The organism is Actinomadura graeca, from assembly GCF_019175365.1.
In the GTDB taxonomy this organism is placed as follows: Bacteria; Actinomycetota; Actinomycetes; order Streptosporangiales; family Streptosporangiaceae; genus Spirillospora; species Spirillospora graeca.
In genome coordinates this window covers 795,676-822,330 of sequence record NZ_CP059572.1, presented here as the reverse complement: position 1 = coordinate 822,330, position 26,655 = coordinate 795,676, and the positions used below count along the sequence as shown (strand labels likewise).

Here is a 26,655-nt window from a genome sequence, read left to right as displayed (position 1 = left end):
GCGGGATGGACACGGCGGGGGACACGGCGGCCGGACCGCCGGGCGAGGTGGGCGCGATGGCGGGCGGCGCGATCGCGGGCCCCGGGATCGCGGGCGGCGGGACCGGCCGGGCGTCGCTGTGGGACGACGCGTGGCGCGACCTGCGGCGCCGCTGGGTGTTCTGGGCGTCGGCCGCGATCCTGGCGCTGGTCGCCCTGATGGCCGCCGTCCCGCGGCTGTTCACCGGCCGGGGCGTCAACGAGGGCTGCGACGCCAACGACGCCAAGCTCGGCCCGTCCGGCGCCCACTGGTTCGGCACCGACCTCGCCGGCTGCGACTACTACGCGCACGTGGTGCACGGCGCCCGCCCGACGCTGCTGATCGGCGCCGCGGTCACCCTGTTCGCGCTGGCCATCGCGCTGGCGTTCGGGATGCTGGCGGGCTACTACGGCGGGCTCCTGGACGCGGTCATCGCCCGGCTCACCGACGTGTTCTTCGGGCTGCCGTTCGTGCTGGGCGCCACCGTCATCCTCGTCGCGTTCCCCGGCCACGGCGTCGGGGCGATGACGCTGGTGCTGGTGCTGCTCGGCTGGACGACGATGATCCGCATCATGCGCGGGCAGGTCATCTCCGTCAGGGACGCCGACTACGTGCAGGCCGCGCGGCTGCTCGGCGCCTCCGACGCGCGGATCATGGCCCGGCACATCCTGCCGAACACCCTCGCGCCGGTGCTCGTGGTCGCGACCCTCAACGTCGGCAACGTGATCGCGGGGGAGGCGACGCTGGACTTCCTCGGCGTCGGCCTCCAGTACCCGGAGGTCTCCTGGGGGCTGCAGCTCAACCAGGCCAAGGACGCCTTCGTGGACCACCCGCACCTGCTGGTCTTCCCCGCGGTGTTCCTGTCGGCCACCGTGCTGGGCTTCCTGCTGCTCGGCGACGCCGTCCGCGACGCCCTCGACCCGAAACTGCGGTGACGAAGCGATGACGACGGACCTGGTGGACGCGGCGGCCGGCGGGCCGCCCCCGGCGCCGCCGCTCCTGGAGGTGGAGGACCTGCACGTCCGCTTCCACGTCCGGGGCCAGGACGTTCGCGCGGTGAACGGGCTGTCCTACTCGCTGGCCGAAGGCGAGACGGTCGCGATCCTCGGCGAGTCGGGGTCGGGCAAGAGCGTCGCCGCGCAGGCCGTCATGGGCATCCTGGACACCCCGCCCGCGCGCGTCACGGGCGGCTCGGTACGGCTGCGCGGCGAGGATCTGCTCGGGCTGCCCGAGCGGCGCCGCCGCGCGTACCGCGGCGACCGCGTCGCGATGATCTTCCAGGACGCGCTGAGCGCGCTGAACCCGGTGTTCACGGTCGGCGACCAGATCCGCGAGATGTACCGGGTGCACCGCGGGATGCGGCGGAAAGCGGCCACGGCCCGGGCCGTGGAGCTGATGGAGCGGGTGCGCATCCCGTCCGCCGCGCGGCGGCTCGGCGACCACCCGCACCAGTTCTCCGGCGGCATGCGCCAGCGCATCATGATCGCGATGGCGCTGGCGCTGGAACCGGACGTGCTGATCGCCGACGAGCCCACCACCGCCCTCGACGTGACCGTCCAGGCGCAGATCATGCGGCTGCTCGCGGAGCTGCAGGAGGAGCTGCGCATGGGCATGGTGCTGATCACCCACGACCTCGGCGTCGTCGCCGGCGTCGCCGACCGGATCGTCGTGATGTACGCGGGCTCGGCCGCCGAGCAGGCGCCCGCCAGGGAGCTGTACGCCCGGCCCGCGCACCCCTACACCCGCGGGCTGCTCGCCTCGGTGCCGCGCCTGGACCGTCGCGGCGCGCCGCTCGTCCCGATCCGCGGGACGCCGCCGGACCCCGCGGCGCTGCCGCCCGGCTGCGCGTTCGCGCCCCGGTGCCCGCGCGCCGAGCCGGTCTGCGCGGTGGAGCGGCCGGTGCCGGTCGCCGTCGCGCCCGGTCACCACGCGGCCTGCCATTTCGCCGGGGAGGTGCACCGTGCGGGAGATGGATGAGGCCCCCATCCTGCGGGTGGAGGGCCTGGTCAAGCACTATCCGGTGACGCGCGGCGCGGTGGTCAGGCGGACGGTCGGCACCGTCCGGGCCGTGGACGGCGTGGACCTGGAACTGCGGCGCGGGGAGACCCTCGGCGTCGTCGGCGAGTCCGGCTGCGGCAAGTCCACGCTGGCGAGGCTGCTGCTGGCGGCCGAGCGTCCCACCGCCGGGACCGTCCGGTTCGAGGGCCGCGACATCTTCGGGCTGCCGAGGGCCGAGCTGCGGGCGCTCCGCCGCCGCGTCCAGATGGTGCTCCAGGACCCCTACTCCTCCCTCAACCCCCGGATGACCGTGGGGGACATCGTGGGGGAGCCGTTCGCGATCCACCCCGAGGCCGCCCCGAAGGGGGAGCGGCGCGCGCGCGTCCGGGAACTGCTCGAACTCGTCGGCCTCGACCCCGGCCACGTCGACCGCTACCCGCACCAGTTCTCCGGCGGGCAGCGCCAGCGCGTCGGGATCGCCCGGGCCCTCGCGCTGCGCCCCGACGTGATCGTCTGCGACGAGCCGGTGTCGGCGCTGGACGTGTCCGTCCAGGCCCAGGTGATGAACCTGCTCGCCGGGCTCCAGCGGGAGCTCGGCCTGGCGTACGTGTTCATCGCGCACGACCTCGCCGCGGTCCGCCACATCTCCGACCGCGTCGCCGTCATGTACCTCGGCAAGGTCGTCGAGACGGGCGACGGGACGCGGATCTACGAGCATCCGACCCACCCGTACACGCGGGCGCTGCTGTCGGCCGTCCCGGTCCCCGACCCGGACGCGCCCGGCCTGGCGGGGCAGATCCTCCTGGAGGGGGAGCCGCCGTCGCCGCTGGACCCGCCGTCGGGCTGCCGGTTCCGCACCCGCTGCTGGAAGGCGCGGGACGTCTGCGCCGCCGAGGAACCCGCCCTGCGCCCGCGGGACGGCTCGGCGCACCCGAGCGCCTGCCACTTCGCCGCCGAGGCGGAGGAGGACGCCTCGCCGAGCGCGGCCGGGGGCCTGAGCACGCCCGGATGAGGCCGTCCCAGGGGGTTCCGTAGGGTGGGGGAATGGCGCGCAAGGGCAGGCGGGAACCCCGGCTGGACCGGCACAGGATCGCCGGCGGGGAGGCCGAGCTCCTCCGGGACGCCGACCGGGACGGCGGGTGGATGCTGCTCGTCGGCGGCGTGCCCCAGTCGTACGTGGACCTCGGCGATCCCACCTACCTCGACTTCGAGTACATGCGGCTGATGGGCGACGTCGTCGACACGCTCGGCCTGGAGGGCGAGGCTTTCGACGCGGTGCACGTCGGAGGCGCGGGGTGCACGCTGCCGCGCTACATCGCCGCGACCCGCCCGGGCTCCCGGCAGGTGGTGCTGGAGCCGGACGGCGCGCTGGTGCAGCTGGTCCGGGAACGTCTGCCGGTCAAGAACGTCCGCGGCCTGAGGATCCGCGTCACCGACGGCCGCTCCGGCGTCGCGGCCGTCCCCGACGGCGCGGACGACCTGGTCGTCATGGACGCCTTCGCCGAGGCGTCCATGCCGGTCGAGCTGGCCACCCGCGAGTTCGTCCAGGACGTCGCGCGCGTGCTGCGCCCCGGCGGCGCCTACCTGGTCAACGTCGCCGACGGGTTCCGGCTCCCGTTCGCGCGGCGGGTCGCGGCGACCGTCCGGTCGGTGTTCCCGCACGCGCTTCTGCTGGGCGACCCCGGCGTGCTGCGGGGCCGGCGGTTCGGCAACCTCATCGTCGCCGCCTCGCGCGAGCCGCTGCCGGCCGCCGAGCTGGGCCGCCGCGCGGCGGGCGGCATCACGCGGGCCCGGCTGGTGGACGGCCACGACCTGGCCGCGTTCTGCGCCGGCGCCGCGCCGCTGTGCGACGGCGAGGAGATCACCCCGCCCGTTCCGCCGCCCCAGGTGTTCGGAAGGTCATGAGGGCGGCCGGGGAGCGGACACTATCCTGCGGACGACGCGGTTCCACGCCCTGCCCGCCCGGATCCCGGGCGCCCTGGCCACGGTCCCCGGCGTCCCGCCGCCGCCCGCGGGCCTGCCGCGCCCGGCTTCCCGTCCCGCTCCCGGGCGCGTGGTCCGCGGATTCCGGGGAGGGACGGCACCTCGCGCCGGACCACGCGGTGGGCCGGCGGACGTGGCAGGAGTTCCTCGACGCCGGCCGCCGGAGCGCGTGACCGGAAATGTCCTCCCCGCCCGGACGGGCGGGAATTCCGCTTACCTGGACCGATGTCGGCCCGTCCCCCGCAGCGCCCACGGGATCGGGGTCACGGGTGGGATTCCCCCGCCGTATCGGCCTCATAGAGAGGCTCCATGTCCCATAATCGAGCGATGGAGTCGTCCACCCGAATTCTTATTCTCGGCATGGATTCGTCGGGGAGAATACTCCAGTTCGACCGTAACGCCGCCGCCGTTCTGTCCCCGAAACCGGACGGGCTGCACGGTGCCCTCCTGGACGAGGTGATCGCCGGTGCGCGCAAGCCATTGCTGGAGGCCCTGACGGCCGGGCGGGAGCGCACCGCCATGCTCGCCGTGGAGACCCCGGCGGGCGCCACGCTCGACGCCGTCGTCACCGTGCACCCCATGAGCGGCGGGCCGCCCGGCCTCGCGGCGCTCGCCGTCGTCCGCGTCCCGGTGCCGCTCGCCGACCGGTTCGTCGACCCGGCGGTGATCCGCCGGGCGCTCCTGGACGACGCGCTGCCCCGCATCGGCTCCACCCTCGACCTCGACCTGCTCGCCCGCGGCCTGATGGACGTGCTGATCCCGCACTTCTGCAACTCCGGCGCGCTGCTGCTGCTGGAGAGCCTGGTGGACGCCGACGAGCCGCCCGCCGGGGCCGAGGGGGCGCTGCTGCTGCGCCGGATGGCCCTCGGCTTCGACGACGGCGACCCCGCCTGGGACGCGACGTTCCCCACCGGCGAGGCGCTCGTCTACCCGTCCGGCACCCCGTACGCGCGGTGCATGCAGACCGGGGAGCCGGTGCTGGTCGGCCTCGGCGGCGACGGCGCGGCCCGGATCGCCGCCGCCTGGCGCCGCCCGCCGGTCGCCGACCTGCTCAAGGGCGCCTCGATGCTGCTGCTGCCGATCACCTCCGCCGCGGGCGTGCTCGGCTTCTTCGTCTGCACCCGCAGCGTCGCGCACCGCCCGTTCGACGCCTACGACGTCGAGATCGGGATGGAGTTCGCCAGCCGGGCGTCCATCTTCGTCGAGAGCGCCCGGCAGTACTCGCGGGAGCGGGCGACCGCGCTGACCCTCCAGCGCAGCCTGCTGCCGACCGGCCTGTCGGCGCCGTCGCCGGTCGAGGTGCACCACCGCTACCTGCCCGGCAGCCGCCTCATCGAGGTCGGCGGCGACTGGTACGAGTCGATCGCGCTGCCCGGCGCGCGGGTCGCGCTCGTCGTCGGGGACGTGGCCGGGCACGGCGTCAAGGCCGCGGTCACCATGGGACGGCTCCGCACCGCCATCCACACCCTCGCCGGGCTGGAACTGCCGCCCGCCGAGGCCCTGGAACGCCTGGACTCGCTGATGCGGACGCTCGGCGAGCGCGAGCCGCACTTCGCCACCTGCGCCTACGTCGTCTACGACGCGGTGAGCGGCCGCTGCGAGGTCGCCAGCGCCGGGCACCTGCCTCCCCTGATCGCCCCGCCCGGGGCCGGGCCGGACTACCTGGACGTGCCGCCCGCGCCCCCGCTGGGCGTCGGCGGCGACGGCCCGATCGTCAGCCGCGAGTTCACCGTCGAGGACGGGACGCTGCTGTTCCTGTACACCGACGGGCTGGTGGAGAACCGGGCCCGCGACATCGACGACGGGCTCGCCCGCCTCCAGCGCACGTTCGGCGCCGACGCCGCCTCCCGCCCGCTGGAGGACCTGTGCCAGGCCGCCCTCGACGGCGTCTACGACGACCAGCACCGCGACGACATCGCGATGCTGGTGGCGCGGCTGCGGCGCATCCCGTCCGACCACCACGCGTCCTGGGACCTGCCCGCCGAGCCCGCCGCGGTGCGCCGGGCGCGCGGCCTCGTCCGCGACCGGCTCGGCCGCTGGGACCTGGCGGACCTGGCCGACACCACGGTCCTGGTGGTCTCCGAGCTGGTCACCAACGCGATCCGGCACGCGGGCGGCCGTGTCACGCTCCGGCTCGTCCGCGAGGGCGGGCTGGTGTGCGAGGTGTTCGACTGCTCCGACGGCCGTCCCCGGATCCGGCATCAGGAGGACCACGACATGCCGGAGACGGGCCGGGGCCTGCACGTCGTCGGGCGCCTCGCCGAGCGGTGGGGCGTCCGCCGCACCAGCGGCGGCAAGGTCGTCTGGTGCCAGCTCGCCATCCCCTGAGCGCCCGGCGGCCGCGCCCGGGCAGGGTGGCGCGGGCCGTCAGCGCAGCACGGACACGTGCACGTGGTCGAAGTGGTTCTGGGTGATGCCGCCGCGGTCGGCCATCGGGCGCCATCCGCCGCCTCGGACGTTCCAGATGTGCTGCTTCCAGATGACGTAGGAGATCCCGAGCCGCCGCGCGTTGGTGATCACGTACTGGGCGACCTGGTCGCCATGCCGCCGCGCGTCCGCGCTCGGCATGCGGCCCCCGGCGCCCTCCATGAAGTCGCAGGCCCGGCCGTCGCCGTGGTCCTGCGCGTCCGCGTCCGAGCGGTGGCAGCCGATCGCCGGGAACGGCCCGAACATCCTGTTGATCTCCAGCAGCGCGGTCCGCATCGCCGGCGTCATCGTGTTCCCGGTGATCGGCGAGCCGGCACCCCTCCCGCCGTCCGGCCGGGCCGTCACCCGGGGCCCGCCGCCGGTCCCGGCCGGCGCCCGCCGCGTGTTCAGCGGCGCCACCCTCGTGCCGCGCGGCATGATCCTCCTGAGCTGACCGGTCAGCCGCGCGACGTCGGCCCTGGGGGCGCTGAGGACGAGTCCGTTGCCGTCCGGCAGGCCGAGCGCGCGGGCCTGCGCGCGCGAGACCACCGCGTCGACGTCGCCGATGCCCATCGAGGCGTAGGCGCCGACCCGCACCCGCCCCGGATGCGCGCTGGAGCCCGCCTCGACGACACCGCCGAGCGGCAGCGAACCGTCCCGGCCGAGGTCGAAGGACACGGCGAGTCCGCCGGTCGCGATCGTCTGCCACAGCCCGTCGGACTCGGCCGTGCGCGGCGGCGCGAACGCCCGGAACGACGACGGGTCCACGCCGAGCAGCCCGACCCGGCGGCCGCCGACCTGCGCGCGGGCCGCGTCGACGACCGTCGCCCCCGCGACGCCCCGCAGCCGCGAGGCGCGGACGACGGCCGCGGCCGGCAGCGGCGCGGCGCCGGCGATCAGCAGGTGGGGGATGTGGCGGCGGGTCAGCGGCGCGACGGCCGGCGGCGCGGGCGCCGCCCCGTCCGGGACCGACACCAGGTCCCCGGGCCGGTCCGCGGCCGGGAGCCGTGACAGGACCACCGTGACGTCGGCGGCGAGGGTGAGGGTGAGGGCGGCGGCGACCACGGCGGGCAGCGCCCGGCCCGGCCCTGTCAGTCCCACCAGAACGACCACCAGGTCTTGCCGCGGATCTCCTCGGCGTAGCCGGCGAGGGTGCCGGGGCCCTGGAAGAGGATGTCGGGGCAGAACGCCCAGTGCTCGGCGGCGACGTGGACGGCGTGCCGCGTCGTCACCGGCGGCGCGGCGACGCTGAGCTCCAGCGTGTTGAAGCCCATCCCCACCACGCGGGCGCCGAAGCGCTCCTCCCAGCCGCGGACGACGGCGGCGAGCGGCGCCGTCCACTCGTTGTGGTTGAGCGCGCCCTGCCAGCCGACGGCGGCGAGCGCGTCCGCGCCCCGATCCACGGCGGCGAGGGCGAGCGAGGGCCCGCGGGCGCCGAGCGTGCGCGCATGGCGGTCGGCCAGGGCGTCGGGGTCGTCGAGCGGATGCCCGGGCGCGGCCGGGCCGGGGCAGTGCCGGCCGAACGGCGCCAGGTCGCCGTGGTCCTCCTCGGCCGCCTGCTCCGCCCAGTCGGCCCACACCTCGTACATGAACGCGTGGGGGGCGTAGTTGCCGATCTCGGCCACCGGCTCGGGGGCGATCTGCCCGGCCGCCCACGGCTGGTCGGTCTCGTCCATCAGCAGCGGCCACAGCCCGGAACGCGGGTGCTCGGCGCGGAGCCTGCCCCACAGGTCCCCGTGCACGGGCTCGTCGCTGAGCCAGAACGCGGGCCGCATCAGCAGCTGGCGCTGGGGGTAGCCGGGATCGGGCCACACCACGTCCCCGTCGGGCAGCGGCAGCGACAGCGTCCGCCCGGCGGGGTCGTCCCCGTCGCCGGTGAACAGCTGCGGCAGGTTGCCCGGCAGGTGCCGCCGGACCTCTAGGTCATCCATTTCACGCCGTTCCGGTACAGAGCATGCCAACGGGATCTTGGCACTCCGAGATGGTAACGGCGCCCGGCGCTCCCTGGGGGCGAGCCGCCGCCTTCGGTCACGCACCGTTGCAAACCGGGTGTACTCCGCTCCACCCCCGGCCTGGGGGCGGGCCCCGGTGCGCGGCGCGGTCCCGTCCCCTACCGTGTGCCGTGAGGAGACATGAACGAGGCGACGAGACGCGGTACCGAGGCCCTGAGACGCAGCGGGGACGCGACCCGCTACCTGGTGGGAGGGCTCGGCACCGGCCTGCCCGCCCTGCTGGCGATCGGGCCCGTCCTGGTGTTCCTGGCGCTGCTGGCGTTCACCCTGCCGTGGCTGCCGGACGCGGTGAAGCCGCTCCGCGCGCTCGCCGGGATGGAGCGGCGCCGGGCTGCGCGGCGGCTGGGCCGCGAGATCCCCGAGCCCTACGGGACGGCGGACGTCAAGCCGGAGGATGCGCGCCGGCTCCTGAGGTCCCCGGCCCTGTGGCGGGACGTGGCGTGGACGCTCGCGCACGGGTTCACCGCGCTGGTGGCGGCCGTCCTCGCGGTGGGCCTGTGGCCGGCGATCCCGTTCTCGTTCTCCCTGCCGCTGTGGTGGTGGGCCGCGCCGGAGGGGTCCCAGTCGGCGTTCGTGACGCTGGACAGCTGGCCCAAGGCGCTGACGCTTCCGTTCCTGCAAGTGGCCCTGGACGCGTTCCTCCTGCTGTGGCTCGTGCCGCGGCTCGCCCGCTGGCAGGCGCTCCTCGCCGAGGCGCTGCTGCGCCCCACCCGCCGCACCAGCCTCACCGAGCGGGTCGAGCAGCTGACCGAGACCCGCGCCGGGGCGTTGGAGGCGCACGGCGCCGAGCTGCGCCGCATCGAGCGGGACCTGCACGACGGGACGCAGGCGCAGCTCGTCGCGGCGGCGCTGCGGCTCGGGCTCGCCGACCGCCGTTTCGACGCCGACCCCGACGCGGCGCGGGCGCTGTTCCTGGAGGCCCGGGACGGCGTGGAGGAGGCCCTCACCGACCTGCGGACGGTGATCCGCGGGATCTACCCCCCGATCCTGTCCGACCGGGGCCTGGCCGGGGCGGTGCGGGCGCTGGCGGCGGGGCGGCCGATCCCCGTCGAGACGGACCTCACGGACGCGCGGGCGCCCGCCGCCGTGGAGGCCGCCGCCTACTTCGTCGTCGCCGAGGCCCTCACCAACGTCGCCAAGCACAGCGGCGCCTCCCGCGCGTGGGTGACCGTCCGCCGGGACGGGGCGCTGCTGAGGATCGTGGTGCGCGATGATGGCAAGGGCGGGGCCGACGCCGGCCGCGGCAGCGGCCTCGCGGGCATCCGCCGCCGGGTGGCCGCGCTCGACGGCGCCACCCGCGTCGACAGCCCCGACGGGGGAGGCACGACCCTGGAGGTGGACCTGCCGTGCGGATCGTGATCGCCGAGGACAACGTCCTGCTGCGCGAGGGCCTGGTCCTCCTGCTGACCTCGGACGGGCACGAGGTCGTGGCGGTGGCCGACAGCGGGCCCGACGTGCTGCCGGCGCTGCTGGAGCACCGGCCCGACGCCGCCGTCCTCGACGTCCGGCTGCCGCCCGGGTTCCGCGACGAGGGGCTCCGCGCCGCCGTCGAGGCCCGCAAGCAGCTGCCGGGGCTGCCGCTGCTGGTCCTGTCGCAGTACGTCGAGGAGACCTACGCCGCCGAGCTGCTCGCCGGGGGAGCGGGAGGCGTCGGCTACCTGCTCAAGGACCGCGTGAGCCGCGTCGACGAGTTCCTGGACGCCCTCGCACGCGTCGCCGCGGGCGGCACGGCGCTGGACCCCGAGGTCGTGTCCCAGCTGATGACCGCCCGGCGCGACCCGCTGCGGGCGCTCACCCCCCGCGAGCGGGAGGTGCTCGGGCTGATGGCGCAGGGCCTCGACAACGCCACCATCGCCACCACACTGGTGATCACCGAGCGGTCGGTCAGCAAGCACATCGGCGCGGTGTTCGCCAAGCTCGGCCTGCCGCCGAGCGACAGCGGCCACCGCCGCGTCCTCGCCGTCCTGGCCTACCTCAACTCCTGACGGCGTCCCCGGGGCCGGGACGCCCGCCGGGCGGGGCCGCGCCCGCGATCCCGTCCAGCAGGTGCCCGAGGCCCTGGGCGAACGCCGCGTCCCAGTCGTGCCCGCCGAGGTGGCCGTGCGCGGCGAGGCTCGGGTACCGCCCGCGGTCGCGCTCCAGATACCCGGCCGCGGACGCCCGCGCGTCCTCCCCGGCGCCGCGCGCGCCGCGTGCCTGGTGGCAGGCGGGAGGGCCGTAACGGCGGCGGAGGGCAAGCCGAGTGGGATAGGGGCCCTGCTCGGTCTCGTCCCGACCGTCCGACCGGTGACGGTCCCGACTCGCCGTCCGTGTCCGGCCGGAGCGAGCGTCACCGGACCCGACCCGAACCGGCGAGCAGCGGCACGACAGACGCAAAGGCGCGCGTCCAACGGCGCGCGCCCTAGACCTGGTCGGGAAAATCCTCACACGATGGGTTAACGGCAGCCCACGGACTTGAGGTGATCCCGAGCGTTACGAATCTCAGACACCGCTAGCCATCTGGTGGAGGTCGCCAAGATCTCTTGCACACGCGTGTTCACCCTTGCCGACTCCACGAACGGGACCGCTCGCGCGAGCTTGTCCATATGGTTGGCGGCAAGCTCTGGGTTTCTACCTCGTAGTGCTGCTTGTACCTGGCGCCCAAGGTACTGTGCCTGAAACAGAGGTGACCATTCGCCGATGCACTCGGCCGCCTCGCCTAGGAGCGTTCCGGCCTCTCTGTAGCGACGAAGATTTCCTAGGCCGATACCGACGTCGCCGATAAGCGCGGCTTCGGTAAAGGGCGACAGACCGGTCACTGTACGGGCGTCGTCCAGAGCAGTACGGGCGTTGGCCTCCTGGTGGGATATGAGTGCAAGCGCGCGGCCTAGTCGCATGAACAAGGTGGCTCGTTGGCTGTATGAAACGTCAGGGACTTTCAGCCCTTGCCGTGCGTAGCTCGCTGCTCGACTGAAGTCGCCTCTGTAGAGGCTGATACGACTTAGACCGTCATAAGCACGTGCTTGCCCTTCGCGGTCGGCGCCATGGACGGCATAGTCCAGGGAGAGGCTTCCCATTTGTTCGGCCGCTGTCAGGTTGCCTGCATCGTAAAACACCAGCGCTGCCTGATTGGTCAGTTCAGAAGCGGCGCCACCCAAGGCGGACTTTGGCGCGTCCTTCAGTGCACGCTGCACTTGGCTGACATGGTTGGTGGCGCTCGACACGAGCGGTAGGCCACCCAGTTCGTAGCGGCTACGGGCTAGCGAGATCGCGAGAGCCTTGACGTACGCCGGATCGCAGTAAGGGGTAGCCGTCCCACTAGGGGCGAAGATCACGGATGCGGCTGCGGTCATGAACTCCCTACGGTCCACAGAACCCTCCTTGGGCGATATGCGTATTTCCCACCCTACTTTACCTAAGAGGACGATCGCCGTACGGACTCTCGTGTCCTGCTTTCCTCCGGATACCTGGGACACCCAAGTCTGAGAGACGCCCAGCTCACGGGCTAGTCGCCCCTGGGACCATCCGCGAACAGTCATGATCGTCTGGAGTGCCTCCGGCAGGGTTCGGACTTCCATGATCACTCCCTATTGCTCTCAGCAATGAGTGCTCTACCACAGCACCGAATGGTTCTGGATTATACGGGGCACCAAGCAAAGCGGCCCCGGCCCGACGTTGCAGCGTCGGGGGGTCCGGGGCCTTGGCCCGACAGGGAGGTCGGACCCGATGCACGATGTTAGATGCATCCTGACCGGGGTGAGGCGGTCAAAGGTCACATATCGGCGTGGGTCTCGCGCGGCGGGGGGCCGGTGATATCGGGCGTGATCCTCGCTCATGCGCCGGAAAGCAGCGCGGCGGCTCGGGAGTTCGTCCGGAAGGCTGCGGTTGATTGGATCATTGATTTCGATGATCCCCTTACCGTCGTAGGTGAGCTGGTCGGGAACGCCGTGGTGCACACGCGGGGCGAGTCGATCGTGGTCAGGGCTTACGAGTTGCCTGCCTGGTATGTGGTGGAGGTCTGGGATTACTCCTCCCGGATGCCTGAGCGCCGGACGCCGGATCTGGGCTGGGAGTCGGGGCGCGGGCTGGTGGTGGTGGCGGAGCTGGCGGGCGACTGGGGTGTGCGGCGGTTACCCGCTGGTGGCAAGGCGGTCTTCGCGAGGTGGGCGCGGTGACCACGCCCGAAGAACGGGCCGTGGACGCCCTGTACCTGCGTGCGGTGATCCGGGTCTATGAGCCGTGGGCGCGGGGCGCGGCGGGGCGGGTGGTCCCTGACGGTGAGCGGCTGCGGGCCGAGCGCATCGTCCGCAGCGCCTCCGAAATCCTGGTAATGCGTGAATTGGATGGCGGGCCGGACGTCGGCGCCGCGTTCAGCGAGGAATGGGAAAGGGAGGCAAATGGCGGCGAAGGCTGAAATACCCGCCGAATGGGCGGGCCTTGGCTGGTATTACGGCGGGGATGGGCTGTATCCGGGTGAGGCGTCGGGGATCTTGGGGGTGGAGACCCGGACGGTGCGGCGGTGGGCGATGCGCGGTCATGTGCGCGGGATCGGGCTGGAGCCGGATCGGGTCCGGCGGCTGCACACGTTGTACGCGGGTGCGGACGTGCGGGCGCTGGGTGCGCTGCTGGAGGGGGCGTGGGAGGCCAGGGGCCCGGCGTCGCCGGTGACCTTGCGGGATGTCGCGCGGGTGCACGTGCCGTATCAGATGTACGGGCCGGTGGGCGGTGCGGTGCCCGGGGGTGGCCGGGAGGGCGGCCGCCGCGAGCTGGAGGAGGCTGTCGCGCTGGTGTGCGATGTGTACGCCGGGGTGCTGGAGGCGGCGGGGCTGGACGATGCCCGGCGCGCGGAGATCGCGGCGGCGGCCGAGACGGCGCTGCGGCGGGTGCTGCGGCGGGTGCCCGACGGCCCGGCGGGCAGCGCGGGAACTGACCAGATCGCAGGCGGCAATGGAGCTGGGAATGGCGGGGGGAATGCGGGGAGGCTGGGGAGGAACGGTCAGAGGTGAGAAGAACGATCATGTCAGATACCCGGATTCACGAAAGGGGATGAGAGGATAAGTGGAAGAGGCGGAGGCGCCTGGGAATCAGGCGCTCAAATGGCATTCTCTTGAGTGGTATCGGCGGGGGGACGTGGTCGGTGCGGGGCAGGCGGCCGGTCTTTTGGGGGTGTCGCGGAGGAAGGTCCGGCGGTGGGCGCTGCACGGTCACGTGCGCGGTCTCGGGGTGGCGGGCGAGCGGTGCCGGACGAGCTATTCGGGGGAGGACGTGCGGGCGCTGGCTGCGCTGCTGGGGGTGGTCCGGGTGTTCAAGGGCGGCCCGCCGCCGACGTTGAGGGATGTCGAGCGGGTCCACCTGGCGTATGAGCTGTACGGGCCGGGAGACGTCCAGACCGGCAACAGCGGAGGCCGGCTGCTGATGGAGGCGATCCGGGTGGTCTCGGCCGCCTACGCCGGGGCTCTGCAGGAGGCGGGGCTGGAGGCGGGGGTGCGTCGTCGGATCATGGGCTCGGCTGATGCCGCGGTGCGGCGGTCGCTGCGGCTGCCAGGCAAGGACGCGTGGTGAGGGCGGCACGGGATGGCCACGGCCGGGGCGCGGTGCGCAGTAGTGCGGAAGCGCCTGGATCGGCGCGGGCGGCTGAGCCGGGGGACTGGCACTCGGCGGACTGGTACTACACCCAGGCGAGCATGGGCGCGCGGGAGGCGGCCGACGTCTTGGATCTGCCTGCCGCGACGGTGCGGCGGTGGGCGGCGCGGGAGCACCTGCGGGTCTTTGCGCCGGGCGGGGAGGGCCTGAGCGCTCGCACGGTTAAGTACGCGGAAGCGGACGTCCGTGCGCTGAAGGTGTTCCTGTCGGCGGTCAGGGCGGCCAATGGCGGCAGGCGGCCGGGTGTGCTGGATGTCGAGCGGTTCCATGTGCCGTTTCAGATGTACGCGCCGATGAGGGTCCATGACGACGACACTCCTTGCGACGATCACGAGGTGCTGATCAGGGCGGTGGCGATGGTGATGACCGCTTACGGGGAAGCACTGGATGAGGCTGGCCTGCCACGGGACCGGTACCTGAAGGTGACGACGTCGGCCCTGTCGATCATGCAGCGGCTGCTGCGGACGCTGGAGAACGGGCCCGTGCGGAGTTCTGGTGAGTGAGGGCGCGCTCGGATCGGGGGCCGGGGTGTGCCGGGGCTGCGGGCGTGCCGGGGGTGGGGGAGAGCAGGGTCGGCCGGTGCAGGGTGCGGATGCGGTGCTGGCCAGGGCATCGGATGCGCTGGATGAGGTGAAGCCCCTGGTCCGGGCCGGTGCGCCGTGGCTGCGGGTGGATGGGCTGGGAAGGGCGATAGAGGATCTGGAGGACCTGCTGCTGCCGGTGTATGAGCTGCTGGTGCCTGTGACGGGGCGGCTCACCGCGATACGGCGGCTGGAGCTGCGGGCGCCTGCGGATCGGTGTGATCGGGTGCGGGCGGACCGGGCGCTGGCACATCTGGACGCGGGCCGGGAGGCACTGACGCTGGCCGGTCATCTCATGGCCACCGGGCGGGAAGTACTCCATGAGCTGCCAGAGAGCGCGGGGCTGCTGAGCCTGGGCCAGTCCGGGGATTAACGAGTGTGCGGGGTGTGCGGGCCGCCCTCGCAAGGGTGACGCCGGAAGTTGAAGGGGGCCGTTGCCTGAGAGGGCCGCGGCCCCCTTGTCGTCTGCGTGGGGGCTGGTCGGCGGAATAGCGGAGCCACCCGCAGGCCCGGCTGCAAATCCTGCTGCTGGAGCTGTCGGGCGCGACGCTCCTGCTGCTCGACGAGCCCACCGACAACCTCGACCTGGCCAGCGCCGAGGCCCTGCAGGAGGGCCTCGCGTCCTACGCCGGGACGGTCCTGGCCGTCACCCACGATCGCTGGTTCGCCGCCGACCTCGACCGCCATCTGGTCTTCGCCGCGGACGGCCGCGTCCGCGAGTCGGACGAGCCGGTCTGGGACGAGGCGCCCCCGCGCCGGGGCCGGCCGCTGCGGAGGCCATAGCCCGGCGGTGATAGCGGCGGACGGGAACGGTATTTGATCCCGGCGGCCCGCGGCGGGAGGCTGGTCCCCGATCGGGAGGTATGCGCGTGGAGACCGTCGACCTGGACGACTGGCCCGGCCGTGGGCTCAGCGACGAGGAGCTGGACGTCGCCTACAACGTGCGCCGCAAGGCCGGGCCCGAGCTGTTCGAGCGGCACATGGGGCGGTACCGCGCCGAGTCCGCGCGGGCCGTCGACGGGCTGCCCGGTCACCCCGGGATCGTGTACGACGAGGCGAGCGGCGAGCGCCTGGACGTGTGGGGCGCCGGCGGGCCGGACCTCCGGCCCGCGTTCGTGTTCCTCCACGGCGGCTACTGGATGGCGCTGTCGCGGCACGAGTCGTCCTTCATGGCCCGCGCACTGCACGGGCAGGGCGTCGCGACCGTCGTGCCCGACTACACCCTCGCGCCCGAGGCCACGCTGGAGGAGATCGTCCGGCAGGTGCGGGCGGCGGTCGCGTGGGTCCACCGGCACGGCCGCGGGCACGGGCTCGACCCGGACCGCATCGTCGTCGGCGGGAGCTCGGCGGGCGGCCACCTGACCGGGATGACGATGGTCGGGGGATGGCAGGCGCCGCTCGGGCTCCCCGAGGACGTCGTCAAGGCGGCGATGCCCTTCAGCGGGCTCTTCGACCTGCGCCCGCTGACGCGCGTGTACGTCAACCAGGTGGTGGGGCTCGACCTACCCCGCGCCGCCGCGCTGAGCCCGGCGCTGCTCCCCGCGCCGCGCCGCTGCCCCGCCGTGATCGCCGTCGCCGAGCACGACGGCGCCGGGTTCCTGGCGCAGTCACGGCGGTTCGCGCCGCACTGGGACGCGGCCGGACCGCTGGTCGTGCCGGATCGCGACCACTTCGACGTCGTCCTGGACCTCGCCGACCCCGGCTCGGCGGTCTTCCGCGCCCTGCTCGCGCTCATCGGCCCGCGGCATTGACCGGCCGGCATGCCCCCTGATCGGCGCGTCCCGCCGGTCAGCCGGCGACCAGATCGCGGATCTCGGCGGCCTCGCGCCGCAGATGGTCGAGCATCAGCCGGGCGGACGGGGTCGGGGAGCGGTGCGCGGGCAGCGTGACGCCCACCTGCCGGCGGACGGCCTCCAGCGGCACCGGCAGGGGCGCGATGCCCGCGTCGGTCCGCGCGACCAGCTCGGGCAGCGCGGCGATCATGTCGGTGTCGCGGACCAGGGTGCGGACGGTCAGCACCGACGTGCACTCGACCAGGTTCCCCGGCGGGACGAGCCCCTCGGCGCGGAAGAGCTGCTCCAGCTCCGCGCGCAGCGCCGTCTGCTCCAGGGGCAGCACCCAGGGGTAGTCGAGCAGGTCCGCGAGGCTCAGGCCCCGCCGCGTCCGCGCCGGATGGCCGTGCCGGGCGACGAGGCGGACGGGCTCGCCGTAGAGGGTGACCTGGCGCAGGCCCCGCAGGTCGCCGATCGGGTTGAGACGCCCGAGGATGAGGTCGATCTCCCCGTCCAGCAGGCGCGGGACCTGCGCGTCGAACGTCGCCTCCTGGACGATCACGGTGATGCCGGGGCGGTCCTCCTTGAGCGCGGCGATGGCGCGGGGCAGCAGCACGTTGGACCCGGCGAGGAGCGTGCCGATCGTGACGGTGCCGACCTCGCCGTCCGCGAGGCCGGAGATCCGCTCGCCCGCGCGGCGCAGCTCGGCCAGGACGGCGCGGGCGTGCTCCAGGAACGCCTCGCCGAACATCGTCGGCGTCACCCCGCGCGGGCCGCGGACGAACAGCTCCACGCCGAGCAGGGTCTCGACCTCGCGCAGGCTGCGGGTCACCGCGGGCTGGGCCAGGTGCAGGTGCTCGGCCGCCCGCAGGACGCTGCCCTGGTCGGCGATGGCCGCGACCAGGACGAGGTGCCGCAGCTTCAGCCGCCCGTTGAGCAGGTCGATCGCGCGCATGCCCCCTTCCTATCACAGCTTGGTGATAGCAACAGGGGGCTTTGGTATTTGCCAGGCATAGCTCGGGTGGCGCAGGATCGCAGGTGTCCGGGCAGATCACGGGGTGGAGGAACGAGATGAAGGCTGAGCACTACGTCGGCGGGATCTTCCGTTCGGACGGTCCGGCCTTCCCCCTCCTCGCGCCCGCGGACGGCTCCGAGCTGGGCACCGTCCCCGAGGCCACCCGCGAGGTCGTCGACGACGCCGTGACCGCCGCCCGGGCCGCGCTCGACGGCGCGTGGGGCGCGACCGGCGCCGAGGAGCGGTCCGCCGCCCTGCGCCGGATCGCCGGCGGCATCCAGGCGCGGTTCGAGGAGTTCGTCGACGCGGAGGTCGCCGACACCGGCAAGCCCCGCGAGCTGGCCTCCACCGTCGACGTCCCCCGCGCCATCGGCAACTTCCGCGCCTACGCCGAGCTGCTGTACGGGCGCCCCGAGCGGGCCTACACCACGCAGGTCCCGGGCTGGAGCGCCGGGACGGGGCAGGCGCTCAACTACACCGTCCGCCGCCCCCTCGGCGTGGTCGCGGTCATCTCGCCGTGGAACCTGCCGCTGCTGCTGCTGACCTGGAAGGTCGCCCCGGCGCTCGCGGCCGGGAACGCGGTCGTCGCCAAGCCCTCGGAGGAGACGCCCTCGACCGCGACGCTGCTCGCCCAGGTGATCGACCAGGCCGGGCTGCCGTCCGGCGCGTTCAACCTGGTGCACGGGCACGGCGCCGGCGCGGCCGGCGAGTTCCTCACCGGGCACCCCGGCGTGGACGCCATCGCGTTCACCGGCGAGTCGGCCACCGGCGCGGCCATCATGCGCAACGCCGCCGACCACGTCACCCCCGTCTCGTTCGAGCTGGGCGGCAAGAACCCCGCGCTGGTGTTCGCCGACGCCGACCTCGACGCGGCCGTGGAGGGCACCGTCCGCTCCTCGTTCACCCACTCCGGGCAGATCTGCCTGTGCACCGAGCGCGTCTACGTCGAGCGGCCCGTGTTCGGGGAGTTCACCGCCAGGCTCGCCGAGCGGGCGCGGGCGCTGGAGGACTACGGCCCGATGATCTCGGCAGAGCACCGCGAGAAGGTCCTGTCCTACTACCGGCTCGCCCGCGAGGAGGGCGCCGAGGTCCTGGCGGGCGGCGGCGTCCCGGCCTTCGGGGACGCCCGCGACGGCGGATTCCACGTCGAGCCCACCGTGCTCACCGGGCTGCCCGAGACGGCCCGGACCGTCCGCGAGGAGATCTTCGGGCCGGTCTGCCACGTCGCCCCCTTCGACACCGAGGACGAGGCGCTGCGGCTCGCCAACGACAGCCCCTACGGCCTGGCGGCCACCCTCTGGACCCGCGACCTGTCCCGGGCGCACCGGGTCGCGCCGCGCGTGCAGACCGGGATCGTCTGGGTGAACTGCTGGAACCTGCGGGACCTGCGGACCCCGTTCGGCGGCGTCAAGGCGTCCGGCATCGGGCGCGAGGGGGGAGAGTACTCCCTGGACTTCTTCTCCGAACCCGTCAACGTGTGCATCCAGATCTGAGAGCGGACCCGTGACCGATCCTTCCAGCAGTGACCCCGAGGGCGGCTCCGGCGCCATCGACGCCGCCGCCGGGCGCCTCCTCGGCGCCCACGCCTCGGGCGTGCCGTGCGAGCCCGTGCGCGACCTGATCACCACCGCGGACGAGGCGTACGCCGTCCAGGACCGGCTGACCGCCCGCTGGCTGCGCGACGGCCGCCGCCTCACCGGCCGCAAGATCGGCCTGACGTCCGCGGCTGTGCAGGACCAGCTCGGCGTCGCCAGCCCCGACTTCGGGATGCTGTTCGCCGACATGGCCGTCCCGGACGGCGCGGAGATCCCGCCCGGCGCCGTCCTGCAGCCCCGCGCCGAGGCCGAGGTCGCGCTCGTCCTGGACGGCGACCTGCCCCACGAGCGGCACACCGTCGCCGACCTGATCCGCGCGACCGCGTTCGCGCTGCCCGCCATCGAGATCGTCGGCAGCCGTGTCCGCGACTGGGACATCACCCTCGCCGACACCGTCGCCGACAACGCCTCGTCGGGCATGTACGTCCTCGGCGCCCGGCCCGTCCCGCTCGCCGACGTGGACCTGCGGCTGTGCGGGATGGTGCTGGAGCGCCGCGGCGAGCAGCTGTCCACCGGCAACGGCGCCGCCTGCCTCGGCCATCCGCTGAACGCCGCGCTGTGGCTCGCCGACACGCTCGCCCGGCTCGGCCGCCCGCTGCGCGCGGGCGACACCGTGCTCACCGGCGCGCTCGGGCCGGTGGTGCCCGCCGCCCCCGGCGACGTGTTCGAGGCGCGCATCGACGGCCTCGGCGACGTCCGCGTCGCCTTCGGCAAGGAGGAGTCCTGATGGTGGACGTGGGGGACCTGGCGGCGAGGCTCGACGAGGCCGCGCGGGACGGGCGGGCGATCGACCCGCTGACCGGCGCGTCCCCGTTCGACGTCGCCACCGCCTACGCCGTCCAGCGCGCGGTCATCGAGCGGCGCCGCCGTCGCGGGGAGCGCCTCGCGGGCGTCAAGATGGGCTTCACCAGCCGCGCCAAGATGATCCAGATGGGCGTGGACGACGTCATCTGGGGACTGCTCACCGACGCGATGCTCGCCGGGTCGTCGGTCGACCTGTCCGCCCTCATCCATCCGCGGATCGAGCCGGAGATCGCCTACCTCATCGGCCGGGAGGTCCGCTCCGTCGCCGAGGTGGAGTCGGCCGTGGCGGGCGTCGCCGTCGGGTTCGAGGTGCTCGACTCCCGCTACCGGGACTTCAAGTTCACGCTCCCGGACGTGATCGCCGACAACGCGTCCGCCGCCCGGTTCGGCTTCGGGACCTGGCACCCGCCGCGTGCGCTGCCCAACGCCGGTCTGCTGATGGAGATCGACGGGCGTCCGGTGCAGACCGGCTCGTCCGCCGCGATCCTCGGCGACCCGGCGCGGTCGCTGCGCGCGGCGGCGCGGCTCGCGCTCGGCGCCGGGATGAGGCTCGAACCCGGCTGGGTGGTGTTGGCCGGCGCCGCGACCGCGGCCGTCCCGCTGCCCAAGGACGCGCACGTCCGCGTCACCGGCGCGGGACTCGGCTCGGTGGAGGTGACGACCTGATGGGGCGCGGCGAGGCGGCGGGCGGAGCGATCACCGTCGCGGGCAAGGCCCGGCCGCGCGGCCGCTTCCCGCACGTCAAGCGCGCCGGCGACCTGGTGTTCGTGTCCGGGACGAGCTCGCGCCGCCCCGACGGGACGTTCGCCGGCGCCGCCGCCGACGCGATGGGCGTCACCGACCTCGACATCCGGGCGCAGACCCGCGCCGTCATCGAGAACATCGCGGACCTGCTGGAGGCCGCCGGGGGAGGGCTCGCCGACCTCGTCAACGTGACCGCCTACCTGGTCAGCATGAACGACTTCGGCGGTTACAACGAGGTCTACGGGGAGTTCTTCGACGAGGACGGCCCCGCCCGGACCACCGTCGCCGTCCACCAGCTCCCGCATCCGCACCTGCTCATCGAGATCGCGTGCGTGGCCCACATCCCCGGCGCCCGCACCACCGGAAAGGAGACCGGGGCATGACCCTGCCGCAGCTGTCGTTCGGGCGGCCGTTCAACTTCGAGGCGTGGATCGACGGGCACCGCGACCTGCTCAAGCCGCCGGTGGGCAACGTCCAGGTGTTCGACGACGCCGGGCTGATCGTCATGGTGGTCGGCGGCCCCAACCAGCGCACCGACTTCCACGACGACCCGAAGGAGGAGTTCTTCTACCAGCTCAAGGGCAACATGGTCCTGCGGGTCATGGAGGAGGCGGGCCGCCCGCCGGTCGACGTCCAGATCAACGAGGGCGACGTCTTCCTGCTGCCGCCGCACGTCCGGCACTCGCCCCAGCGGCCCGAGACCGGGTCGATCGGGCTGGTGGTGGAGATCCCGCGCCCGGAGGGCGAGCGGGAGGCGTTCGAGTGGTACTGCACCGAGTGCCACCACCTCGTGCACCGGGTCGACCTCCAGGTCCGCTCGATCGTCGACGACCTGCCGCCGGTCTTCCAGGGCTTCTACGACGGCGACCGCACGTGCCCCAGCTGCGGCGCCGTCCACCCGGGCAAGCAGTGGCCGGAGTCCATGGTCCCCGCGACGGCGCCCCGTGCCTGACCTCGGACCCGCGCCGGTCACCGACGTCCACTCCCACGTCTTCCCCCGGTTCACCCGCGCGGAGGGACGCGCCCTCGCCGGTGCAGGGGAGCCGTGGCTGCGCGTCGGCCCCGGCGGCACCGGGATGATGATGAGCGGCGACGAGGAGTACCGGCCCGTCGAGGAGGGCCTGTGGGACCCCGCGCGGCGGCTGGCCGACATGGACGCCGCGGGGGTCGGCGTCCAGGCCGTCTCGTCCACGCCGCTGATGTTCGGGTACGCCGCCGAGCCGGCCCGCGCCGCCGACTGGTGCGACCTCGTGAACGAGCGCATCCTGGCCTTCTGCGCGGACGCCCCCGGCCGGCTGCTGCCGCTCTGCCAGGTCCCCCTCCAGGACCCGGCGCTCGCCTGCGAGGTGGCGACCAGGGCCCAGGCCGCGGGGCACCGCGGCGTCCACATCGGCAACCACGTCGGCGACCGCAACCTCGACGATCCGGGCATCACGGGGTTCCTCGCGCACTGCGCCGACATCGGCCTTCCCGTCCTGGTCCACCCGTGGGACATGCTCGGCGCCGACCGGATGCGCGGGCACATGCTGCCGTGGCTGTCCGGGATGCCCGCGGAGACGCAGCTCAGCATCCTCGGGCTGATGCTGTCCGGCGCGTTCGAGCGGCTCCCGGCGTCGCTGCGGCTGTGCTTCTGCCACGGCGGCGGCAGCTTCGCCTTCCTGCTCGGACGGGCCGACAACGCCTGGCGCAACCGCGACATCGTCCGCGCGGACTCGCCGCGCCCGCCGTCGCAGTACACCGACCGGTTCTACGTGGACTCCGCGGTGTTCGACCCGCGCGCGCTCCGGCTGCTCATCGACGTGATGGGCACCGGCCGCGTGATGCTGGGCACCGACTACCCGTTCCCGCTGGGCGAGACAGAGCCCGGCGCGACGATCCGGGCCTGCCCCGGGCTGGACGACGCCGAGCGCGCCAGGCTCCTCGGCGGCAACGCCCGGGAGTTCTTCGCGCCGGTCCCCGCCGGCCTGGTCGTCTCCGAAGGGGGGACGCGGTGACCCCCGGGGACACGGCGGGCTCCAGGGACGCGGCGTCCGCCGAGGACGAGGCGCGGCGCCTCGATGAGACCGACCCGCTGCCCACGCTGCGCGGGGAATTCCTTGTCCCGCCGGCGCCCGGCGGGTCCCACCCGGAGGCGGCGTACTTCGCGGGCAACTCGCTCGGACTCCAGCCGAGGTCGGTGGCGGGCCTGCTCCGCGAGGAACTGGAGGACTGGGCGCGGCTGGCGGTCGAGGGCCACACCCGCGCGCGCCGCCCCTGGGTGGACTACCACGAGCTGCTCCGCGAGCCCGCGGCCCGCCTCGTCGGCGCCCTGCCGCACGAGGTCGTCGCGATGAACTCGCTGACCGTCAACCTGCACCTGATGATGGCGACCTTCTACCGGCCCGCCGGGGACCGCACCCGCATCGTCATCGAGGACTCGGCCTTCCCGTCCGACTCCTACGCGGTCGCCAGCCAGGCCGTCCACCACGGCCTGGACCCGGCGCGGACCGTCGTCCGGCTGCGGCCGAGGCCGGGCGAGGAGCACCTGCGCACCGAGGACGTGCTCCGCTTCCTCGAACGCGAGGGCCCGACGGTGGCGCTGCTCATGCTCGGCGGCGTCAACTACCTCACCGGCCAGCTCATGGACATGCCCGCGATCACCCAGGCGGGCCGAGCCGCCGGCGCCGCCGTCGGCTGGGACCTCGCGCACGCCGCCGGGAACGTGCCGCTGCGCCTGCACGACTGGGACGTGGACTTCGCCGCCTGGTGCTCCTACAAGTACCTCAACGGCGGCCCCGGCGCGGTCGCCGGGTGCTTCGTCCACGAGCGGCACGTCCGGGACGCCTCGCTGCCGCGGCTGGCGGGCTGGTGGGGGACCGACCCGTCCGTCCGGTTCCGGATGGAGCCGCAGATCGCGCCGCCCGCCTCGGCCGACGCCTGGCAGCTGTCCAACCCGCCGATCCTGGCGCTCGCGCCCGTGCTGGCCTCCCTGCGGATCTTCGACCGGGTGGGGATGGACGCGCTGCGCGCCAGGAGCGGGCGCCTCACCGGCTACCTCGCGTCGCGGCTCGCCGCCGTCCGCGGCGCCGAGACGATCACCCCGGCCGATCCGGCGGCGCGCGGCTCCCAGCTGTCGCTGCGGGTCACGGACGCGGGCGGCCTGGTCAGGCGGCTCGCCGAACGGCACGGGGTGGTCGCCGACGCCCGCGAGCCCGATGTGATCCGGCTCGCGCCCGTCCCGCTGTACTGCACGTTCCACGACTGTCACCGGGCCGCCGAGGCCCTCGCGGACCTCGCCCCGGGCGCGGCGTGACGGCGGGCCACCGCAGCCGGTGTGTCGGTGTCGGGCGACCCCGAAATGAGGTAGGTTCGATGCGTTGCAGTCAGGCAGGCAGTCGGCCAGCAGTCTCGAACGTTTGCAAGAAACGCCCGCAGAAGTTCTAGACGTCGGGCGTTCTCCGTTTCCCCCGGGTGATCCGGCGGACGCGAGATGAGTCCGCAATGCAGCCCGGCCGTCGCCCGGCGGCCGGTGAAGCGTCACCCAGAGGAGAAGGAAACGTGGCAGAAGGCACCGTGAAGTGGTTCAACGCCGAGAAGGGCTTCGGGTTCATCGCTCCTGACGGCGGCGGCCCGGACGTGTTCGTCCACTACTCGGCGATCACCACCAGCGGCTACCGCAGCCTGGACGAGAACCAGCGCGTGGGGTTCGAGATCACCCAGGGGCAGAAGGGCCCGCAGGCCGAGGGCGTCTACCCGCTCTGAGGCCCCGGCTCATCCGGTCCTGCGCCCCGGCACCGCACCGCGGTGACCGGGGCGTTCGGTGTCCAGCGCGGGTTCGGCCGCGGGTTCGGCCCCGGGCCCGGAGACCGCCGGGGCGGGCGCCCGTCCCGGGCGCAGGGCCCCGGCCGCGACGGTCATGAGCGACACGACCCCGGTGATCATGGCGAAGGCGGCCGGGTAGGACAGGGCGCCGGCGGCCCAGCCGGTGACGGCCGGCGCCGTCAGGCCCGACAGGTAGGTGATCGTCGCCACGCCCGCCACGCCCTCCCCGGCGCTCGGCCCGGCGTTGCCGGCCGCCGCGAAGACCAGCGGCACGATGGTCGCGACGCCCACGCCGATCAGAGCGAACCCGATCATTCCGGGCAGCGGGCTGCGGGCGGCCACGACCAGCACGCCGCCGGCGACCGCGAGCACCCCGCCGCCCCGGACGACCGCCACCGGCCCCGCCCGGCGGACGAGCCGGTCACCGGCGAGGCGCGTCGCCGCCATGCAGGACATGAAGACCGTGAAGCTGGCGGCGGCGAGGCCGGGGCCCGCCCCGGCGACCTCGGTGAGGTAGACCGCGGCCCAGTCGGCGCTGGCGCCCTCGGCGAAGGTGGCGCAGAACCCGACCGCGCCGATCGCCAGGATGGGCCGCCCGGGGAGGGCGAACCGGCGCGGGGCGGGGGCGCCGGGGGCCGTCCCGTCCGGGAGCAGGCCGCGCCCGGCGACGATCCCCGCGGCCAGCAGCGCCGCCGCGAGCGCGCCGAGGTGCAGCCTGGCGTCGATCCGGGCATGCGCCGCGAGGACGCCGAGGCCGCCCGCGGCGAGGCTCCCGACGCACCACAGGCCGTGCAGTCCGGAGATGATCGGACGCCGCAGCCGCCGTTCCAGCGTCAGCGCGTGCGCGTTCATCACGACGTCGCACATGCCCGCGGTGACGCCGTAGAGCAGCATCGCCGCGAACAGCCAGGCGGGCGCCGGTGCCAGCGCGGGCAGCGCGAGCACGCCGCACCACGCCGCGAGCAGGACGCGGGTCGCGGCGCGCCCGCCGAACCGGTGCGCCAGCCGGCCGGCCATCGGCATCCCGGCGAAGGCGCCGATCGAAGGGCAGAGCAGGGCCATGCCGAGGATCGTGGGCCCGAGCCCCAGATGGTCCTGGATCCAGGGGACGCGGGTCGCCAGGCTCCCGGCCACGGCCCCGTGCAGGGCGAAGACGACGCTGATGGCACTGCGGTTGCTCATGGTCCGAGAAACTAACAGGAAGGGTTCCTGATGAAAAGAGGTTATCAAGCAGGAACCCTGACTAATATGTCGGTGTGAAGACCGCCACCCCGACGCTGGCCCGCGCCATCAACGACCGGCTCGCGCTCGACCTGCTGCTCGACCGCGGCCCGCTGACGGCGCCGCAGTTGCGGACGCTGACCGGACTGTCCCGGCCGACCGTCTCCGACCTGATCGAGCGGCTCCGCACCGACGGGCTGATCGAGGTGACCGGCGAGGCCGGCGCCGACCGGCGCGGCCCGAACGCCCGGCTCTACGGGCTCGTGGCCGGCCGCGCCCACGTGGCGGGGGTGGACCTGCGCCGCGACGCGGTGCACGTGGCCGTCGCCGACATCGCCGGGAACCCGGACGGATCGGCCACGGCCGCGATGCCGCCGGGACCGGAGCCGGACATCGCCGCGCTCGTCGCGGGGGCGGTCCGGGAGGCGGCGGGCGGGCGCGTCCCGCACACGGTCGTGGTCGGCGCCCCCGGGCTCGTCCACCCGCGGACCGGGCTGACGTCCTGCGGCGGGCTCCGCGGCGCGCGCCCCGACCTGCGGACGGCGATCGAGGACCGGCTCGGCGCCCCGGTCGTCCTGGAGAACGAGGTGAACCTGGCGGCCATCGCCGAGCACCGCGACGGCGCCGCCGCGGGCCGCGACGACTTCGCGCTCCTGTGGCTGGACGACGGGATCGGCGCGGCGGTGGTCCTGGACGGGCGGCTGCGGCGCGGCGCGTCCGGCGGCGCGGGCGAGGTCGGGCTGCTCAGGTTCGCCGGCACCGACTTCTGCCACCTGATGGAGGCGGGCGTCGCCGGGGGACTCGCGGCCGAGGAGCTCGCCGGCCCGATCGTCGAGGGCGTGTTCGCGCTCGTCGCCGTCCTGGACCCGGGCCTCGTCGTCCTCGGCGGGACCCTGGGGCGCGGGGGCGGGGAGCGGCTCGCCGACCTGGTCGCCGAGCGGCTCGGCGCGCTCTCGCCCGCCGACACCGAGGTGCGTCCCAGCGTCGTCGAGGGCGACGCCGTCCTGCGCGGCGCCGTCCTCAGCGCCCTCGACCTCGCCCGCGACGACGTCTTCGGGAGCGCGTGACCCTCCGCCCAGGCCC

29 protein-coding genes and 1 pseudogene are annotated in these 26,655 nt (G+C 74.2%); 24 read left to right on the top strand and 6 right to left on the bottom strand.

The genetic code is table 11. The features are described from left to right. Positions 1-5 precede the first annotated feature (5 nt). From AGRA3207_RS04020 to AGRA3207_RS04000, 5 genes are all read left to right on the top strand, one after another. On the top strand, positions 6-953 hold the full coding sequence (locus AGRA3207_RS04020; RefSeq protein ID WP_231333197.1) for an ABC transporter permease: 948 nt from the start codon (positions 6-8) through the stop codon (positions 951-953). Positions 954-960: 7 nt separating this feature from the next. Then, positions 961-1,995, top strand: coding sequence for an ABC transporter ATP-binding protein (locus tag AGRA3207_RS04015; protein ID WP_231333196.1), 1,035 nt, complete (start codon positions 961-963; stop codon positions 1,993-1,995). After that, positions 1,988-3,028 (top strand): ABC transporter ATP-binding protein, encoded by a 1,041-nt coding sequence (locus AGRA3207_RS04010; RefSeq protein WP_231333195.1) that lies wholly within the window; start codon positions 1,988-1,990, stop codon positions 3,026-3,028. The genes AGRA3207_RS04015 and AGRA3207_RS04010 overlap by 8 nt, the downstream gene beginning before the upstream one ends. Before the next feature lie 32 nt (positions 3,029-3,060). Further along, the gene (locus AGRA3207_RS04005) at positions 3,061-3,921 is read left to right on the top strand and encodes a spermidine synthase (protein WP_231333194.1); all 861 of its coding nucleotides are present in this window, start codon (positions 3,061-3,063) and stop codon (positions 3,919-3,921) included. 438 nt (positions 3,922-4,359) lie between these two features. After that, positions 4,360-6,327, top strand: coding sequence for an ATP-binding SpoIIE family protein phosphatase (locus AGRA3207_RS04000; protein ID WP_231333193.1), 1,968 nt, complete (start codon positions 4,360-4,362; stop codon positions 6,325-6,327). Between the two features lie 39 nt (positions 6,328-6,366). Here AGRA3207_RS04000 and AGRA3207_RS03995 read toward each other — a convergent pair whose 3' ends face one another. Beyond that, positions 6,367-7,506, bottom strand: a complete 1,140-nt coding sequence (locus AGRA3207_RS03995; RefSeq protein WP_231333192.1) for a VldE C-terminal domain-containing protein — start codon at positions 7,504-7,506, stop codon at positions 6,367-6,369. After that, entirely contained in the window at positions 7,497-8,336 is an 840-nt protein-coding gene (locus AGRA3207_RS03990; RefSeq protein ID WP_231333191.1) for a DUF4253 domain-containing protein, read from the bottom strand. Before AGRA3207_RS03990 ends, AGRA3207_RS03995 begins: the two co-directional genes overlap by 10 nt. A gap of 201 nt (positions 8,337-8,537) precedes the next feature. On the opposite strand from AGRA3207_RS03990, the gene AGRA3207_RS03985 reads away from it, so the two are divergent. Both AGRA3207_RS03985 and AGRA3207_RS03980 read left to right on the top strand, forming a co-directional pair. Further along, on the top strand, positions 8,538-9,776 hold the full coding sequence (locus AGRA3207_RS03985; RefSeq protein ID WP_231333190.1) for a sensor histidine kinase: 1,239 nt from the start codon (positions 8,538-8,540) through the stop codon (positions 9,774-9,776). Beyond that, positions 9,764-10,402 (top strand): LuxR C-terminal-related transcriptional regulator, encoded by a 639-nt coding sequence (locus AGRA3207_RS03980; RefSeq protein WP_231333189.1) that lies wholly within the window; start codon positions 9,764-9,766, stop codon positions 10,400-10,402. The genes AGRA3207_RS03985 and AGRA3207_RS03980 overlap by 13 nt, the downstream gene beginning before the upstream one ends. Here the strand turns inward: AGRA3207_RS03980 and AGRA3207_RS03975 are convergent. Then, on the bottom strand, positions 10,392-10,793 hold the full coding sequence (locus tag AGRA3207_RS03975) for a hypothetical protein (protein WP_231333188.1): 402 nt from the start codon (positions 10,791-10,793) through the stop codon (positions 10,392-10,394). The genes AGRA3207_RS03980 and AGRA3207_RS03975 overlap by 11 nt on opposite strands. Positions 10,794-10,852: 59 nt before the next feature. Then, the gene (locus AGRA3207_RS03970) at positions 10,853-11,620 is read right to left on the bottom strand and encodes a tetratricopeptide repeat protein (protein WP_231333187.1); all 768 of its coding nucleotides are present in this window, start codon (positions 11,618-11,620) and stop codon (positions 10,853-10,855) included. Positions 11,621-12,217: 597 nt separating this feature from the next. On the opposite strand from AGRA3207_RS03970, the gene AGRA3207_RS03965 reads away from it, so the two are divergent. From AGRA3207_RS03965 to AGRA3207_RS03930, 8 genes and pseudogenes are all read left to right on the top strand, one after another. Continuing rightward, the gene (locus tag AGRA3207_RS03965; protein ID WP_231333186.1) at positions 12,218-12,571 is read left to right on the top strand and encodes an ATP-binding protein; all 354 of its coding nucleotides are present in this window, start codon (positions 12,218-12,220) and stop codon (positions 12,569-12,571) included. After that, the gene (locus tag AGRA3207_RS03960) at positions 12,568-12,810 is read left to right on the top strand and encodes a hypothetical protein (RefSeq protein ID WP_231333185.1); all 243 of its coding nucleotides are present in this window, start codon (positions 12,568-12,570) and stop codon (positions 12,808-12,810) included. Before AGRA3207_RS03965 ends, AGRA3207_RS03960 begins: the two co-directional genes overlap by 4 nt. Further along, positions 12,794-13,402: a hypothetical protein gene (locus AGRA3207_RS03955; protein WP_231333184.1), complete on the top strand. Its 609-nt coding sequence runs from the start codon at positions 12,794-12,796 to the stop codon at positions 13,400-13,402. Before AGRA3207_RS03960 ends, AGRA3207_RS03955 begins: the two co-directional genes overlap by 17 nt. A 160-nt stretch (positions 13,403-13,562) precedes the next feature. Further along, positions 13,563-13,958 (top strand): hypothetical protein, encoded by a 396-nt coding sequence (locus tag AGRA3207_RS03950; protein WP_231333183.1) that lies wholly within the window; start codon positions 13,563-13,565, stop codon positions 13,956-13,958. A 122-nt stretch (positions 13,959-14,080) separates the two neighbouring features. Continuing rightward, entirely contained in the window at positions 14,081-14,542 is a 462-nt protein-coding gene (locus AGRA3207_RS03945; RefSeq protein ID WP_231333182.1) for a hypothetical protein, read from the top strand. 76 nt (positions 14,543-14,618) lie between these two features. Beyond that, positions 14,619-14,993: a hypothetical protein gene (locus tag AGRA3207_RS03940; protein ID WP_231333181.1), complete on the top strand. Its 375-nt coding sequence runs from the start codon at positions 14,619-14,621 to the stop codon at positions 14,991-14,993. A 131-nt stretch (positions 14,994-15,124) separates the two neighbouring features. After that, positions 15,125-15,403: pseudogene (locus AGRA3207_RS03935) on the top strand (ABC transporter ATP-binding protein); the annotation flags it as partial. Positions 15,404-15,489: 86 nt separating this feature from the next. After that, positions 15,490-16,371 (top strand): alpha/beta hydrolase, encoded by an 882-nt coding sequence (locus tag AGRA3207_RS03930; RefSeq protein ID WP_231333180.1) that lies wholly within the window; start codon positions 15,490-15,492, stop codon positions 16,369-16,371. A gap of 37 nt (positions 16,372-16,408) precedes the next feature. Here the strand turns inward: AGRA3207_RS03930 and AGRA3207_RS03925 are convergent, their stop codons facing one another. After that, positions 16,409-17,347, bottom strand: a complete 939-nt coding sequence (locus tag AGRA3207_RS03925) for a LysR substrate-binding domain-containing protein (RefSeq protein WP_231333179.1) — start codon at positions 17,345-17,347, stop codon at positions 16,409-16,411. A gap of 116 nt (positions 17,348-17,463) precedes the next feature. On the opposite strand from AGRA3207_RS03925, the gene AGRA3207_RS03920 reads away from it, so the two are divergent. From AGRA3207_RS03920 to AGRA3207_RS03885, 8 genes are all read left to right on the top strand, one after another. Next, positions 17,464-18,900, top strand: a complete 1,437-nt coding sequence (locus AGRA3207_RS03920) for a 2-hydroxymuconic semialdehyde dehydrogenase (protein WP_231333178.1) — start codon at positions 17,464-17,466, stop codon at positions 18,898-18,900. 10 nt (positions 18,901-18,910) lie between these two features. Continuing rightward, a complete protein-coding gene (locus AGRA3207_RS03915; protein WP_231333177.1) occupies positions 18,911-19,729 on the top strand; it encodes a 2-keto-4-pentenoate hydratase in 819 nt (272 codons plus the stop codon). Beyond that, entirely contained in the window at positions 19,729-20,472 is a 744-nt protein-coding gene (locus AGRA3207_RS03910; protein ID WP_231333176.1) for a 2-keto-4-pentenoate hydratase, read from the top strand. The genes AGRA3207_RS03915 and AGRA3207_RS03910 overlap by 1 nt, the downstream gene beginning before the upstream one ends. Further along, positions 20,472-20,933, top strand: a complete 462-nt coding sequence (locus tag AGRA3207_RS03905; RefSeq protein ID WP_231333175.1) for a RidA family protein — start codon at positions 20,472-20,474, stop codon at positions 20,931-20,933. Before AGRA3207_RS03910 ends, AGRA3207_RS03905 begins: the two co-directional genes overlap by 1 nt. Next, on the top strand, positions 20,930-21,502 hold the full coding sequence (locus AGRA3207_RS03900; RefSeq protein ID WP_231333174.1) for a 3-hydroxyanthranilate 3,4-dioxygenase: 573 nt from the start codon (positions 20,930-20,932) through the stop codon (positions 21,500-21,502). Before AGRA3207_RS03905 ends, AGRA3207_RS03900 begins: the two co-directional genes overlap by 4 nt. Next, positions 21,495-22,544 carry an amidohydrolase family protein gene (locus AGRA3207_RS03895; protein WP_231333173.1) on the top strand — a complete coding sequence of 350 codons (1,050 nt, stop codon included), beginning with the start codon at positions 21,495-21,497 and terminating at the stop codon, positions 22,542-22,544. The genes AGRA3207_RS03900 and AGRA3207_RS03895 overlap by 8 nt, the downstream gene beginning before the upstream one ends. Then, entirely contained in the window at positions 22,541-23,842 is a 1,302-nt protein-coding gene (gene kynU, locus AGRA3207_RS03890) for a kynureninase (protein WP_231333172.1), read from the top strand. Before AGRA3207_RS03895 ends, kynU begins: the two co-directional genes overlap by 4 nt. A gap of 245 nt (positions 23,843-24,087) precedes the next feature. After that, positions 24,088-24,291 (top strand): cold-shock protein, encoded by a 204-nt coding sequence (locus AGRA3207_RS03885; RefSeq protein ID WP_067468803.1) that lies wholly within the window; start codon positions 24,088-24,090, stop codon positions 24,289-24,291. Positions 24,292-24,300: 9 nt separating this feature from the next. On the opposite strand, the gene AGRA3207_RS03880 is transcribed toward AGRA3207_RS03885, so the two are convergent. Continuing rightward, positions 24,301-25,533: an MFS transporter gene (locus tag AGRA3207_RS03880; RefSeq protein WP_231333171.1), complete on the bottom strand. Its 1,233-nt coding sequence runs from the start codon at positions 25,531-25,533 to the stop codon at positions 24,301-24,303. Between the two features lie 74 nt (positions 25,534-25,607). Here AGRA3207_RS03880 and AGRA3207_RS03875 point away from each other — a divergent pair, with 74 nt between their 5' ends. Then, positions 25,608-26,639: an ROK family transcriptional regulator gene (locus AGRA3207_RS03875; RefSeq protein WP_231333170.1), complete on the top strand. Its 1,032-nt coding sequence runs from the start codon at positions 25,608-25,610 to the stop codon at positions 26,637-26,639. The last annotated feature ends 16 nt before the right edge of the window (positions 26,640-26,655 follow it).